The 15061-nt window shown below is 44.2% G+C and carries 13 protein-coding genes and 2 pseudogenes; 10 read left to right on the top strand and 5 right to left on the bottom strand.

Going from position 1 to position 15061, the window contains the following annotated elements; genetic code table 11:
- Window positions 1-41 precede the first annotated feature (41 nt).
- On the bottom strand, window positions 42-2564 hold the full coding sequence (locus tag D829_RS32570; protein WP_017690576.1) for a transglutaminase-like domain-containing protein: 2523 nt from the start codon (window positions 2562-2564) through the stop codon (window positions 42-44).
- A gap of 278 nt (window positions 2565-2842) precedes the next feature.
- On the opposite strand from D829_RS32570, the pseudogene D829_RS34095 reads away from it, so the two are divergent.
- Window positions 2843-2950 (top strand): annotated as a pseudogene (locus D829_RS34095) (ester cyclase); the annotation flags it as partial.
- Between the two features lie 130 nt (window positions 2951-3080).
- On the top strand, window positions 3081-5459 hold the full coding sequence (locus D829_RS0119340; RefSeq protein ID WP_017690574.1) for a hypothetical protein: 2379 nt from the start codon (window positions 3081-3083) through the stop codon (window positions 5457-5459).
- Window positions 5460-5645: 186 nt separating this feature from the next.
- Here D829_RS0119340 and D829_RS0119335 read toward each other — a convergent pair whose 3' ends face one another.
- The gene (locus tag D829_RS0119335) at window positions 5646-6401 is read right to left on the bottom strand and encodes a GNAT family N-acetyltransferase (protein WP_017690573.1); all 756 of its coding nucleotides are present in this window, start codon (window positions 6399-6401) and stop codon (window positions 5646-5648) included.
- A gap of 152 nt (window positions 6402-6553) precedes the next feature.
- Between D829_RS0119335 and D829_RS0119330 the strand changes: the two genes are divergently transcribed.
- Window positions 6554-7216 carry a SprT family zinc-dependent metalloprotease gene (locus D829_RS0119330; RefSeq protein ID WP_036661651.1) on the top strand — a complete coding sequence of 221 codons (663 nt, stop codon included), beginning with the start codon at window positions 6554-6556 and terminating at the stop codon, window positions 7214-7216.
- 117 nt (window positions 7217-7333) lie between these two features.
- Here D829_RS0119330 and D829_RS0119325 read toward each other — a convergent pair whose 3' ends face one another.
- Window positions 7334-8416: a hypothetical protein gene (locus D829_RS0119325; protein ID WP_017690571.1), complete on the bottom strand. Its 1083-nt coding sequence runs from the start codon at window positions 8414-8416 to the stop codon at window positions 7334-7336.
- Window positions 8417-8515: 99 nt separating this feature from the next.
- The gene (locus D829_RS0119320) at window positions 8516-8836 is read right to left on the bottom strand and encodes a metalloregulator ArsR/SmtB family transcription factor (protein WP_017690570.1); all 321 of its coding nucleotides are present in this window, start codon (window positions 8834-8836) and stop codon (window positions 8516-8518) included.
- Window positions 8837-9020: 184 nt separating this feature from the next.
- Between D829_RS0119320 and D829_RS0119315 the strand changes: the two genes are divergently transcribed.
- Together D829_RS0119315 and D829_RS33015 are read left to right on the top strand one after the other, a co-directional pair.
- Window positions 9021-9407, top strand: a complete 387-nt coding sequence (locus tag D829_RS0119315; RefSeq protein WP_017690569.1) for a DUF1801 domain-containing protein — start codon at window positions 9021-9023, stop codon at window positions 9405-9407.
- 117 nt (window positions 9408-9524) lie between these two features.
- Window positions 9525-9650 (top strand): annotated as a pseudogene (locus D829_RS33015) (cysteine hydrolase); the annotation flags it as partial.
- 395 nt (window positions 9651-10045) lie between these two features.
- Here D829_RS33015 and D829_RS0119300 read toward each other — a convergent pair.
- Window positions 10046-10333 (bottom strand): DUF6809 family protein, encoded by a 288-nt coding sequence (locus D829_RS0119300; protein ID WP_017690567.1) that lies wholly within the window; start codon window positions 10331-10333, stop codon window positions 10046-10048.
- A gap of 137 nt (window positions 10334-10470) precedes the next feature.
- Here D829_RS0119300 and D829_RS0119295 point away from each other — a divergent pair, with 137 nt between their 5' ends.
- The 5 genes from D829_RS0119295 (at window position 10471) to D829_RS0119275 (ending at window position 14734) form a co-directional block, all read left to right on the top strand.
- Window positions 10471-10686, top strand: a complete 216-nt coding sequence (locus D829_RS0119295) for a helix-turn-helix transcriptional regulator (RefSeq protein WP_017690566.1) — start codon at window positions 10471-10473, stop codon at window positions 10684-10686.
- Window positions 10687-10789: 103 nt separating this feature from the next.
- Window positions 10790-10999, top strand: coding sequence for a helix-turn-helix transcriptional regulator (locus tag D829_RS0119290; RefSeq protein ID WP_017690565.1), 210 nt, complete (start codon window positions 10790-10792; stop codon window positions 10997-10999).
- 198 nt (window positions 11000-11197) lie between these two features.
- Window positions 11198-12781, top strand: coding sequence for a glycosyltransferase family 39 protein (locus D829_RS0119285; protein ID WP_017690564.1), 1584 nt, complete (start codon window positions 11198-11200; stop codon window positions 12779-12781).
- Between the two features lie 4 nt (window positions 12782-12785).
- The gene (locus D829_RS0119280; RefSeq protein WP_152417092.1) at window positions 12786-13334 is read left to right on the top strand and encodes a hypothetical protein; all 549 of its coding nucleotides are present in this window, start codon (window positions 12786-12788) and stop codon (window positions 13332-13334) included.
- 404 nt (window positions 13335-13738) lie between these two features.
- Complete coding sequence (locus D829_RS0119275; RefSeq protein ID WP_017690562.1) at window positions 13739-14734, top strand: phosphotransferase; 996 nt, start codon at window positions 13739-13741, stop codon at window positions 14732-14734.
- Window positions 14735-15061: the final 327 nt, after the last annotated feature.

Here is a 15061-nt window from a genome sequence, read left to right as displayed (position 1 = left end):
TTTGCTTGTTGAAAAGCAAAGGGGATTCCTGTGTAACTAAGTTACTTCTGTTCTGGTTTCGGGTCCAGAATGGCATAACTGCCTAGCGTGGCTAATTGTGCTGTATTCAGAAGCGCTTCATCCACTGCTGCGAGGGCTTCGCCGGCAGCTGTCATCAGCTCATCAGAGTCAACAGGTGAGGCGAAACGGAGAATGACCCGGTTCTCTCCTTTTTTGAGTTCACTCTCAGCCTTGGTTTTGTACTCATTAATGGACGCGACTTCGAGATCATTCTGTACATAATAATCATTGGCATCGCTATCGCCATTAAACATCGCGAGCTCGGAATCAAGCCAATAATCTTGATCCGCTATTGTTTTCTGACTTGCAGCAGTCTCATCGTTGGCATTATACAGGAAGTATGGGATGCCGGAGTTCGTCAGGTTGTTGGTGGCATCGACATGGAACCATTCGTTCCCGATTTTGACCTTGTTCCATGCATGTGGAACGCCGCTGGAAGCGCCCGTTACAACGATGCTTTCCAGTCCCGAGAGATCGGAGAGCAATTTGTAAACGGAAGCATAGCTGGCACATACCCCAACTCCTTTGACCAGAATACCGTATGTGGTGAACGAGTCATTGAACTGCGGATCGACATTTTTGAAGTTGTTCTGCTCCGCATTTTCCAGCGCTGCATCATCATACTTCGCGTTATCGTTCAGATAATCGTAGATGGCTTTACGTTTCTCATCTTCGTTCATGCCATCCTTAATGATGGAAGCCACCACTTCGTTCGCTTTGGCAATAATCTCATCTTGCTTCTTTTGGATACCACTAGCCAATTCATTGTAATGAATCGAAAGGGTAAGCGTACCATAGTTGTATTCGAAACCTTCCACACCAAGAATCAATGGATTCTGGTACATCACTTTCAGGACAACATCCGAGAGTGTCGTGAAATTTTGAGCTTCGGGGAAAGCTTTTAACGAAATTTTATCTTGTGCCGCAATCATGTTTTTGGCTAAAACTTCTTCTAATGCGGAATCTGCATTAATCATTGCATCGCCTGTAGCAGGCTGAGGTACGGTTTCCTGATTACCTTGTTCTACATTTTGCTGTGTATTGGACTTTTGTTCATCTACCAGATTGTCTTCTTCAGCTTCAGGAGCTGGAGCAGGTGTTTCATTGGAAGTTTCTTCAGAAGCCATATCTGAAGAATTATCAGAATTATCATTAGAAGCCTCGTTGGATACCGGATCTGCTGCATTCTCTGAAGTCCCAGTATCGGTTGTAGACTCTGTAGTTGGAGTTTCCGAAGCCGGTGCTTCTTCTGTTTCTGTTGCAGACTCAGGTGTATCATGATTGTTGATGATCGTTGGCACATCAGGTGCAGGGACGTAAGGTGTGTCATTCTTCGGTTCCACCAGTCCGTTGCTGGAATCGGCTACGGTTTGATGAGCAAGTTTGTCCAAATCTGCTTGAGTCACATTCTCTACGCGCACGTAACTTTTCAGAGCTGTTCCTTTAATATGAAAAGGAATATTCGTTTCATTGAACTCTGAAATTTCTACGCTTTTGGTATCATAGACTATGGTTTCACGAGCTAGAGAGCCGTCATTGTACTCAACTGTTGCTTTCTGAGGAAGTACATCTATATTCTTTAATTTCTCCCTATACAATTGTTCTTTCAGAGATGTTGGCAACTGGGAAGCAAGCGGAGCTGTAGGGACACCTCTGCTAAAATTGGATTCTTTGCCTCCGCCGATTGCAGTGACGTAATATTCTCCTCGTATACCATGGTTCTGAGTGGTAGTTATCATTTCATTATAAGTGCCTAGCCCGCCTTTTCCGTCTCTCAAAAAATCATTGAAAGACGTCTCTGTTGTTACCGCAATATCTAAAGGCAGACTATTACTGAAAGCGTCCTCTGCGCCAGTTAGAGGTACATTTGTATCGAAGTTGGTTAGGTCAGAACGTTTATAAATTTTATATTCTGTGGCACCTTCAACCTTGTCCCAGACCAACTTGAACCGTCTATCTTTGTCAATTTCGTATCTTAGGTTAGGTACGGGTAACTCCGATTTCACTGTAAACGGAATAATGATGGGCTGATCGAGTAGTGTTAGCTTCTCAGCATCTGGATCATAATTCAGACGAATGTAATAAATGGGGGCACCGCCCCAAGAACTTTGATCCTTGTTCATCATGGAATCTGAACTTAAAACGCCCCATCCAAGAGGCTTAATGGAAACACTATTGTCGTTTGTCTCTGGAATGGCATATACATCGCTTGCTTTGAGTGCTTTAATATCGGTATGTACACTAATAATGTCACTAGCTCGCAGGTTACTTTTACGTAAATCTGCTTTAAACTTGAACGTAAATTCTTCATCCTGAGCTACATTGTACATCGGCATGATCGCTTGCTCCGATTCAGAGCCGTATTTCTGTTTCAAACTTAAAATGGTAGAACCTTCTACTACTTCTGTAGGATTATTCTCGGACGGACTGCTTTCCTGCTCAGTACTCTGGCATCCAGCCAGTAACAGGGTGAGTGCAAACATAATGAAAAATAGACGTTTCATGATACACCGCTTTCTTGTTTTTCTGAGTTGCTCTAATGCTACATTTCTACACACCGAAAGATTATCAGATATGGTTAAAACCCTTACTCGAACCTCTTAACGGCCAAACCTCCTATTAATTTCCTGATATCCTTTGCTAGTTTATGGTCATATTGACGCATTGTCAAGGTGAGAGGGTAGGTTTCAAGTCCTGTAGAACAATAGAACAGTTGTAATTCCGTAGCGGGGGGACCATGTTAAAATACAAGAGTTACTACATATTTATATATAATAGAAGAATAATTGAAATTGCCAGTGCGGTATACCGAGTGGAAAACGAACAAATTGCAGAGTATTGGATACAGATCGACAGGTTGGGCATCGAAAAACAACGTAATCAGGGCTGAGTTTCTCAGCTCTTTTTTTAGTTTTCAATTCTTTGTAAGCGTTCCCGTGTTATAATGGACAAAGTTGTATACAAGTTACCTAAAACGTTTTCTGTCTTTTGACTCCATAATCTGAAAGTGAGGTTCAGTGATGATTAAAGCAACGGAAGATAATCAATATGTTGAACTGACAAGCCCGACAAGTTTACCGAAGGCATCCGGATTCCTTTGGAATGAAAAGATGATGATTCATGTGAATTGCCGGGGGTACGCGGTGGCCCAATTCATGCAGCCCGAACCTGCCAAATACTCGTATGCGCCCAACCTGGAAGCCAAGACGTTTATGCAGCCGGAGCAGCCATACTATGCCCACCATCCGGGACGGTTTGTGTACATTAAAGATGAAATAAGTGGCGAAATCTTCTCCGCCCCGTATGAACCCGTTCGCAAGCAGGCGGATAGCTATACGTTCGCTGTCGGCAAACACGATATTCACTGGAAAGTGATTCAGGACGACATTTGCATCGAGATGTCCCTGCGTTTGCCGAAGGAAGATGTCATGGAGCTGTGGCGTGTGAAGGTGACCAATCTGTCTTCGAGAAAACGCAAGCTTAGTATCTACCCGTATTATACGGTCGGTTATATGTCATGGATGAACCAGTCCGGTTCATATGTGGAAGATTTGCAGGGCATTGTCTGCTCGGCGGTTACGCCGTATCAGAAATATCAGGATTATAGCAAAATCAAAAACTATAGTGACAAAACCTATCTGCTCGCAGATCACCAACCGACCGCGTGGGAAGTGAATCATGAGACTTTTGAAGGCGAAGGTGGACTACATAATCCTTCGGCCCTTCAGTCGGAGACGCTCGCTGGTGGAGATGCCTGCTATGAGACACCTGTGGCTGTATTGCAATACAGAGTAGAGCTGGAAGCGGGAGCTGAGCAGGCATATCGATTTATCTTTGGCCCGGCTCATGATGAGACAGAGATCGAAGGCATTCGTCAGCATTATTTTGTGAAGCAGAATGAGGCAGGAAAGGATGGTTTCACCGCAGCCGAGCAGGAGTATGCTGAGTATATTGCGGAAGGGCAAGGAAACATCCAGATCGAGACACCGGACAGCTGGTTAGATAATGTCGTGAATCATTGGCTGCCTCGTCAGATGTACTATCATGGCAAAACCAACCGTCTGACAACCGATCCGCAGACGCGGAATTATTTGCAGGACAACATGGGCATGAGTTATATTCAGCCGCAGATTGCGCGGGCTGCGTTCTTGACCGCTTTGTCTCAGCAGCATATAAGCGGTGCGATGCCAGATGGCATTATTTTGCACCCGGACGCAGAATTGAAATATATTAACCAGGTTCCTCATACCGACCACTGTATCTGGCTTCCGGTCTGTATGAAGACCTATCTAGATGAAACGAATGACTATAGCATTTTGGAGGAACTGGTTCCTTTTACAGACAGTGAACAGAAGGTTAGTGTACTCGAGCATATGAATCTTGCGATGCGCTGGTTGATCCATGAGCGGGATGCGCGCGGGTTGAACTATATCAATCAGGGTGACTGGTGTGATCCGATGAACATGGTGGGATACAAAGGCAAAGGAGTATCCGGCTGGCTGACCATTGCGACGGCATATGCGTTCAATGTGTGGGCATATATTGGTGAACAGGCGGGACATGCCGAGGTTGCAGCGGAATTCCGTCAGGAAGCCACTCAGACCAATGCGGTAGCAAATGAGTATCTGTGGGATGGGGACTGGTATGCCCGAGGAATTACGGATGATAATGTAGTGTTTGGTGTAAGCAAAGACGTGGAAGGACGCATCTATATCAATCCTCAGAGCTGGGCACTTATGAGCGGTGCTGCGGATCAAGATAAACAGGAGAAGTTAATCCGCGCCGTAGAGGAGCAATTGGAGACGCCGTATGGTGTCGAGAAGCTCGCGCCGTCTTTCACAGCTATGCGGGAAGATGTAGGTCGAGTTACGCAGAAACATCCGGGAAGTGCAGAGAATGGAGCAGTGTACAATCACGCGGCGGCGTTCTATATATATGCGTTGTACCTGGTGGGCGAGAAGGAGAAGGCGTATCGTTTGCTGCTTAAAATGATTCCGGGTCCTGATGGCGAGGATATTCTCCAGCGGGGTCAGCTACCTGTATTTATCCCGAATTATTATCGCGGAGCTTATCGGCAATTCCCACGTACAGCTGGGCGCTCCAGTCATCTGTTCAACACCGGCACAGTACCTTGGGTGTATCGCTGCCTGATCGACGGATTGTTTGGCCTGCAAGGTCACGCACAAGGGCTTCAGGTTCGTCCGCAGTTACCAGAAGATTGGAACGAGGCATCGGTTACGCGGTTGTTCCGCGGAGCTGAGCTGAATGTAAACATGAAAAAGGATGCAACTGTCCAGACGATTGAAGTGCATGTTGACGGTCAACGAATTGCAGGGGACATCATTAAGAATATACAAGCTGGCGTGAAATATGAGGTGCTGGTGAAGCTGCCTTTGTAGAAAAGCGCAAGGAGTAATGCTGAACGATGTGAAGAGTTTTGGAAAATTACGAAGACAAATTAAAAACTGCCTTTCCTTCATAGGAGGAGGGCAGTTTTTGCTTTCAAGATGTTGTTTTGAATTGATACGTTTGTCAGACTGAATATGATGAAAGAATCCACAAGCTAAGCTTGATTAGCAAACACTCTATTCTTTGACTCTGTACCAATAGCTATAAATCTCTGAATAACCCAGCTTGGCGTAAAGCTTCAGGGCAGGTGCATTATTCGCAACCACTTGCAGGAAACTGGAGGTAGCACCTTGTTTTTTTGCCCAATGCAATAGATGCAGGATCATCTGTTCAGCAAGTCCCCGATTCCGGAAGTTAGCGTCTGTAATGATGTCATACAATCCAATATAGCCACGTTCGATGACACCAAACCCACAAGAGACGACTTGCCCATCGATCAACAGCGAGATGAAACCTACCTTTGTGCGGATATTGTCCAACATTAGTTCCGTCGTTTCCCGTTGCAGATCATTCACCTGATTCAACCGGCAAAAGTGATCCAGCCACGCTGCGGTCAACTGTTCGTCGATCTGTACAGCTTGGTGCACAGGCTCTTTGATCTCTTCCAGACTCCGAGTCTGGATACGGGTCAGATCGACAACGCCATACCCTTTGTCTTGCAAAAGTTGGTCGAGATGATCCGGCTGAATAAACGGCGTGATTTTGAATATGGTATTTAACTGATTGGAAGCATAGATGCGCTCACATTCCTCAATCTTTTCATGCACATCCAGAGTGGAGTAATGGATAGGTTGAACGGAGTTGGCACGTTTGGTATATCCTTTGGCGAAACGCAGTACCCAGCCGTCATACAGTAAGGTGGACAAGGGCTGCCAGTGATTAAGGGATAGTTCTTCAATGGTTTTGTATTCTGTATCCGTAGTATGAGTCATATCCAACCTCCGATTTTAGAATTAAATAATAATACATAATAATGTATAAAAATACAACAAGGATATTATATCGCCGAACAGTATGCATTATGGTCGGAGATGGTATACAATTTGATTTGGTTGAATGAATAACTTCAGAAGCGGAGCGCATTATGTTAACTATAGAACTAAATAATCATAGCATTAACTGTCATATCCAATACGGCAAACGTAAGAAAGTGTCCATCACGATGGACTTGCCTTATATGGTAACAATCAAAGCACCCAATGGCACCAGTGAAGACATGATCCGGCAACTTGTAGAGCAGCACGGGGATGTGATTTTGAAGAAATCCGCTCTGATGCAGCGGGCGCTCGACGGTCCTCAAGCCAAGGAATACGAAGATGAGGGCAAGGGGAAGTTTCTGCTTTTTGGCAAGGAGCATGCACTGCATGACTTAATCCTTGTAGAGGGGCTGACAGAAGAAGAGCTGCGAGCGAATCTGAAGAAGTTTTATTTTGCCGAGTGTAAACGCATGATTGGGGAGCGCATCGTTCGTTATCAGCAGGAGTTGAAGGTGAAGCCGAAGTCAGTAGAGATCGTAGATTCTCCCACGAAGTGGGGCAGTTGCAGCTGGGACAAAAAGCTGACGTTCAATTATCGCCTGGCGATGGCGCCACTGGAAGTGATGGATTATGTCATCATTCATGAACTGTGCCATATTCACCACATGAATCATGATCGCTCCTTCTGGCGGCGGATCGGTAGCATCATGCCGGATTACAAAACAAAAGAAGATTATCTGATGCGCAATGGTCGAGCCATGACGCTATAATTTCAGACCCAAGTTTGTACTTGATACGATAGATCCCTCCATTATTATTCGTAAAATCCGCGAAGGTCCCACTGTTTGCAGGGAGCGGCTTCGCGGATTTTTTGTTATGTCTGGATATCAGGAATGGGATATTTGAACGCCGTATTGTTTGAAAAAATGAGTAACCGCATCCATGTCCATTCGATCATCGAACAGATGCTCAGGATAATAGATGCCTGGAGCCATAGGCTTGTCCGTTGGCATCATCAGTATCTTCTCGGCTTGAACCGCAGCGCCAAGTGCAGTCATATGGGTCTGACCAAGTGGGTCAGAGACCGTCATCGTTCGTTCAACCTCATTCCCTTTCGCATCCAATCCTTTCAATTGAATGACCAGATGATGTGCACTCCCAGTTCCTGGATTATAGAGCAACTTTCGCCGGAATGGCTTGAAACGTTCACCGCTGATCATCTTCCATACTCCAGTTTTAACCAGTCCCGTGAGTGCATAGGTAGATACTTTACTATCGAATGCAATGCGGAAGCTGGTTGAATCAATATGACTGGTATGAGGTAATGTGACGTGATCGGGTGTATCCAATCTGTAACATGGAGTCGTATACCCGTTCGGGAAATGAACTTTGATCGGATCTGTCATGGGATAGACGAGTCGATGCGTATTGGATTCGGTTATCTGAAAAGGAATACTCATCCGGTCCATGAAGGCTGCCGAATCAGGGCCGGCCTTATCCCGCAGCGACCATAGGGCATGAATGTTTACTTCGACATGTTGCAGAGAGTTAGAAAGTATCATGGCAAAGAGTGACGCCGTTCCTGCCATCCATCCAGAGGACAGCACTACCGGAGCATGAAGCTCTTCCTGCTCTATTGTACGGATCGCTTGATTGAACACCTCAGTCCAGCGTGTTATATCGATGAGGGGAATTTTTCTCTGTACGGCCGACACCAGTAACCGATCATCCAGATCGTTCACTGCATTAATGATTAATGATATATTCTCTCCTGCGTGAATCAGTGGATCGTCTGCATTGGTATCAACAACAATCGTTTGGACACGATTGGATGGAAAAGGTGCTGCTTTACCCGCAGAACGGCCTCCCAATACCAATTCCAGATCAGGATGCCTGTCATGTAAAATGCGGGCAAGCTGTGCACCTACAGCACCATAACCTCCAGCGATAAGAACTCTTTTTCTATTCATTCGATAAACCTCCGTTGATATGTTTATGTACTTATATGTTTAAACTATTGAACATAATAGAGTGAAGAAAAGGAATGCGGTTCACCAGCGCGGTATGCGCTAGCTCTGACATTCCACTTCTACGAGATGAACGAGCTGTTTGAGTAATTCGATCGCATCGTTGAACTCCAGCTTGTAATACATCTCCGTACCTTTTTTCTGAACCGATAACAGCCCGGATTGACGCAATATTTTCAAGTGATGAGAGACCGTAGGGCGTGACATGGGGACATGCTCTGCAATCTGCGATACGTTCATGCTCTCTTGATCAATGAGCAGCGATATGATTCGCTGGCGAACGGGGTCTCCCAAACCTTGAAGATAAGGACTTAGATTCTCGAAAATATCAATAACTTTTTGGTTACCCATCGATTCGTTCATGGCTCACTCCGTTATAATGTTTAATTGTTTAAACGTATTATAAGGCTTAGTTCACTTAAAAATCAAATTTAACATTCCAAGTTGCAGGAAATTAGCTGTTCCGCTTGTCCATTTGAAGTACAATATAAGCAAATATGCCCGTACCACGGATCCATTGATGTATCCGTGGTGGAAGGAGTCCAAGATGGCTGAGAGTAACCATTATTCGGTGCTGGTAGATGAATATATCTCGGAGTTTGCACCTGATGTACAGGTGAGATTACAGGCGTTAAGACAGATTATTCGTGAAGCGGCTCCGAACGCCGAAGAGAAGATCAGTTACAAGATGCCTACGTATGCACAGCATGGGAATTTGGTTCATTTTGCCGCATACCAGCATCATATTGGATTTTACCCTGCTCCAAGGGGAATTCAAGCTTTCAAAGAGGAACTCTCCAAGTATAAAGGGGGGAAGGGATCTGTCCAGTTTCCACTGGATCAGCCATTGCCGGAGGATCTAATCCGCCGGATTGTGGAGTATCGGGTAAAAGAAAATGTGGAAAAAGCTCGGGAGAAGAAGCAGAAGAAGTAGTAAATGGTAAAAAACGGATCTCACAGTTCAGTTGGGCAAGATTGAAGCGGTTATCGCTGATTTTGAACAGCAACATGAGCCAATCATATACATGAAACATGTAGATTACGATCAGAGGTAACCTTGATTGAGGACGCAACAGGTTCGGTGAACACAGCGGAGACGTATGAGATGCCGGGCCTGGACATTCAGGATTTTGTCGGTTCGATTCTGAATTGGTCGAATTGTATTGAAGTTTTATAAGTGGATGAGTATAAAGAAATGTATCGTATCTAGCGTGGTTTACATGTGACGCCGGAGATTTGAGTATGGTATAATAAGAGCAGATTAGACGTAAAATGCAAAGAGAGCCGTGCTGGTAACACGACTCCTCCGAGCAATAGCCGCTTTTAAGGGCGGTGGGCTTCGGTAACATAAGGGCACGATGAAATAGACCGCATTCCTTTGCTACGGGGGCGGTCTATTTGCGTTTATCGGACAGAATGGCAACGATGAGCGTACCAAAGGTAAGCATCAGCAAGATTGCTTCAAAAACTGTCACAGGGCATCCCTCCCTTCATGGCGAGGTAGCCGACCGACCCTTTAAGCCTATTCTATTGCTTTGTTGATTATAGCATATTTTGTAAGAAGCCAAGTTGTTAGAAGCTGTTTATATGTAACTCGTTCATTAGCTGAAGGGCATCCCGAAACCCTTGTAAATAAATCTCTCTTTCGAGAAGTGTTTGCATAGAGAGTTGAGTATCTTCATATAGAAAAAGGGTTTGATTCAGTTGCTCAGGTAAAGCTTGGCGAATATTATGAAAGTAATGATCAGATTCTTTAGATAGTTGGGTATAATCAGGCTGCGTGTGAGATAAATTGTTGTATAATAACTCTAAGCGCGTTCGGATTAACGGTTCTGCTAAAGATTCCAGAGATTCAAGCATGTTTTCTCCCTACTTTCTATATGTATAGACTAATAATAACTCGTTGCGTTATGTTTGTATTTATATTAACTCACCGAGTTAATATCGTCAAGAGTTATTGAATGTGATATAAAATAAATATTGAGGGATGTTCATAGATGATAAAATTTACTCTCGACGAGGTTCTCAAAGATAAAGGAATGACCATGTACGCCTTAGCTAAAAAATCCGGTGTACGACCCAACACAATAGGTCAGTGGGTAACGGGTAATGGTGCTGAGGTCAAATCCATCACCATCGATACACTTGAACGAATTTGTCTTGCCTTGGAATGTAAGCCAGGAGATATAATCAAGATGATTGATAAAAATTAAATAGTTGTACAATAGTTTAAGGCGTGTGAGAATTAAGTTTTCATATAAGTAATTCTGCAACTCTGTATCATCTGCTCTTTATGCTTTCTGGAGGGGAATTCGTATGATCAAGATTCATTTATCTCGTATTATGGGTGAGAAAAGAATTAATATTGCTGATTTATCCCGACTAACCGGATTACATAGAAATGGGATTGCCAAATTATATAATGAAGAAACCGATGGTGTGAAGTTCGATACGCTGAATCGAATATGTGAGGCTTTGGATTGTGAGATCCAGGATATCATTGAGTTTATTAAGGACGAGAAGTGATCTTCAACAATTAGCTAAGGCCCTATACTTTTAAAAAATTGGATATATAGACCGTTACCTTATCGAAGGGACGGTCTTTTTCTGTTTGTATACACATACTGATCCGCACCGATCGCAAGCGTTACTCCCTTTCAGCGATTTTTCAGCCAGAGCCATTATAATACTCACGGAATCCTGTAATCGAAAAGGAGTTTTGGCATGTCTAAGGTGCTGCATAAGTCGTTTTATCTCATTTTGCTCGTGTTTGTTGCGGTGTTTATTGCTTCGTCCTTGTTGGTTCGGGCACAGTACAACTACGCCTTGTATGGGGACAATCCCATTTTGGGCATGCAGCAGTGGGGTGTTTTTCTCCCGGTCATTCTTTTGCTTCTTGGTTCAGGTGTCGGGTTATATGCTCTGTGTCTGAAACTGAACAAATACAGCCCGAAGATTGTCATTCCGATTGTGCTGTTATGTTCTCTGGTCATTCAGATCATCATCATTTTTGTATTTCCGAGAGTGCCCACCGATGATTCACAGACCGTTCTTTCACTCGCCATGAACATGCTGTATGACCAAGACTACTCTTCGTTTGAAACGGGTGGTTATCTGCACATGTTCCCGTTTAACTACTCGATCGTGTTGTACCTGAAGACATTGCTGTACCTGTTCCAGGATAACTATCTGGTCATCAAACTATTTAATATTTTGTTTTCAACGTTAACAACGTTCATGATTTATCTTATTTATAAAAAAGTGAATGACAGATCTACGGACCGTGATTACGGTGTGTTGATCTTTGCAGCCACGTATCTGCCGTCCCTGTTCCTGAACAACCTGATCTATAACGATGTGATTGCCACAGCTTTTCTGACATCTTGTTTATACTTTGTTATTCGTTTTGTACGTGAAAAGTCTTGGAAAACAATTGTCATTGCCGCCGTTTTTCTCGCGATGGGCAATTACTTCCGAAGCATCGGCGTGATCGTGCTAATCGCTGCCATCATATATATCCTGCTAAATATGCGGAGCATCGGAGCGAAGAAAGTTGTCATTTCCATCGGTGTGCTGTCTATGTTGTTTAATGTACCAACCTGGACTCAGAATGCGGTTCTTCAATCCTCCGGTGCTGTGAGCGAACCTGTTGGAGAGAATTCTGCACCGGTCTATATGTGGCTGAACATGGGGATTAATCTGGAGCGTTTTGGCTTCTGGGATAATATGGAGAGTTATCAGATCTATCAGAGGCAGGCCAACTACAATAAGGCTGAGAGCGCAGCATTGTTCAAACAAGAGATTGGCAACAAGCTGTCTGAAGCAAGTGCGAGTGAATTGGTGCAGATGTATTACAAAAAGATTATATGGACCTGGACCGAAGGGACATACCAGATGGACCGCTACGGAATCGGCAATGAAAGTTCCATGGGTGCCGGAAGAGGAAGGGGAGGCGGAATCGCGGGCTCCTACAGTTACACCAATGCGATAACAGAACTGTTGCAAGGGAATTCGGCTTATCGGACAGGTTTGCTCTGGATCGTATATGTGATGAATTTCTTGATGTACTGTTTTATTTTCATCCGGTTGGTCGGTGGAATTCGTCGTAAACGGTATGATGAAGTCTCCTTGATCCTGATCATTCTCGGATTCATCGGATTTTATATTCTGTGGGAGATTAAGTCCAGATACATCTACCCTGTATATCCGTTGTTGGTTGTGCTGTCCTATATGGGTTTCAAAGATACGTATGACTTCATATTCCATCGTAAAGGTACCTTGGAGAGATATTCCCTGAGAAAAAGGTGATCATATGCGAAAAAATAAATATTTCACATCGGTTACAATACTCCTTTTGCTAGTGTGCTCGGTTATGCTTACGGCCTGTGATGTTATAACCGCCCAGAATATTACCAAGACCAGTTCTGTGCAAGGCATGAACGGTGACGGTATGCCGAATGGTGGTGGCCTGGGAATGAATGGAGGAACACCGAGAGGTGGAAGAGGCACCGCGGGCATGAATGATCGAACAGGCAGTCCTGACATGACGCAGGGGATGATGAATGCCGACATTACGGGTAGAGTCATCTCCGTGAATGGAAACACAGTTACGCTGGCGTTACTTGAGGTGCAGGATACCTCATCTCCAAGCATGGAGTGGAAGGATACCGGAATGGAGATGAAATTGAATATAAGTGATGATGTTGCTATCACGGAAGGCATAAGGATGCCGGGTTCGGGCAATTCCAGCCCACGTGCGAATTCGTCCATTCAAATGTCTGATCTTCAAAAAGAAAACATCGTGATGGTGTGGTATAAGGACAACACCGAGACGGTGGAACGGGTGATGGTTGTCCAGTAAAAAATGATGGGATTATCGTCATTTTGTAATTGCTTACATTTGGCTTATCGGCTATTATGGTAACAACTGGTTTTTTGAAGGGAGTGAGCGTCATGAAACGACGGTCTAAGATGGTATGTTCTATCACTACAATGAAGGTAAGAATGAACTGAATAATTCCGGCAGACCATCAAATACAGGGTGGAAACATCTAGTTTCCCAGTCCGGTCTGAACTCTGCCGATAAATAGGGATATAACTGCTCAATTTTTCTGGCGTATGCGAGGTTTGTTTGCTTGTGCAAATTTCTCATACACTCAGAATTTTTAAAAGCCGCAGGCATAGCCTGCGGCTTTTTGCGCGCAAAAATAGGCATTCGTTGGCTACAAGCAATGCACATGAAATGACCAAAAAGGAGAAATGTCCATGTTAAAATTAAAATATTTATTTCAAAATAAAGACCTTGCCGAGATGATTCTAAAGAATTGGAGTTATGATCCTGAGTCGCTGGACATGTTTCAGTATTATCGTATATCCTCCAATGCCGTGTATCCGTTCAGAGATCAGGGCGAAGTGAGATTACTTCGATTTGCCCCGGTAGAGGAAAAAAATCAAGTCAATCTCAGCGCTGAACTGGAGTTTCTCCGTTATCTTCGAACGAATCAGTATGGAGCCATGGAGGCTGTACCTGCCCATTCAGGAACAGAACTTGTAGAAGCTCATACGCCATGGGGAACGTACTATGCTTCCGTATTCAAGCGAGTCCCCGGATCGCAGTTAGGAAGCATCAATTTAAATGACTCCATCCTGTACAGCTATGGTCAGGCTTTGGGGGAGCTGCACCAGCTATCGCGTACATTCACGCCTGAGCAGGAGGAGAAGCGGCGCTGGACCTATACGGATGTATTGAATTGGATGCAGGAGATCCTGAAGGGTTTTCCTGCCGAGATGGCTGCTCTCAGTGAGGTGGAGTTTCTCCGAACATATTTTTCGGCTTGGCCGATGAACAAGCAAAATTTCGGACTCATCCACTACGATTTTGAACTGGATAATGTCTTCTATGACGAAGATAGCCAGTCTTGTTATGCCACTGATTTTGATGACTCAATGTATCACTGGTACGCGATGGATGTGGAGCAGAGTCTGGATAGCTTATTAGAGGAAATCGAGCCTGATCAATGGGAGCAGAAGAAACAATTGTTCCTGAACGGGTATTGGTCCAAGGTGGGAGAACGTTATGATCTGGAGAGCATGTTCCCCGCATGCCGCCGGTTTGCCAATCTATATGGATATGTGCGTGTGCTTCGGTCTGCTGCAGAGCAGTTTTCGCATGAGCCGGAATGGATGAGTGGATTAAGAGCAAGATTGAGTAGGAAGATGACGGAACATGCAGAGCAATTCGGAAAGGGAGTCGATAGCTGAAATTTTTCCAATTCCGTTAGGCTAGTCATGATCGATAAGCACTGAAGTTCGGAATAATTCACGTTAATCCGGCCCCGCGGTCAGATGCAGATGCTCTGTATCGATCACGGGGCTTTTCATTTGTTCGAACTTTACCGAATAATGAAACGGAAGTGGATATCTTGTAGAAGGGATGGTTGGGACTTTCATTCTTTCCATGAAATAAATGGTGTTTTAATGTCGAAATATATAAAATTTTGTTAAAAAAACAAATAAAATAGTTATTGATTAAATTTTGGTGGGGTGATAAGTTGTTATTAACTTATTTTAGGATAAATTATATATAAA

Source organism: Paenibacillus sp. PAMC 26794 (genome assembly GCF_000316035.1).
Lineage (GTDB): Bacteria > Bacillota > Bacilli > Paenibacillales > Paenibacillaceae > Paenibacillus.
This window is presented reverse-complemented; position numbering and strand designations above follow the sequence as displayed.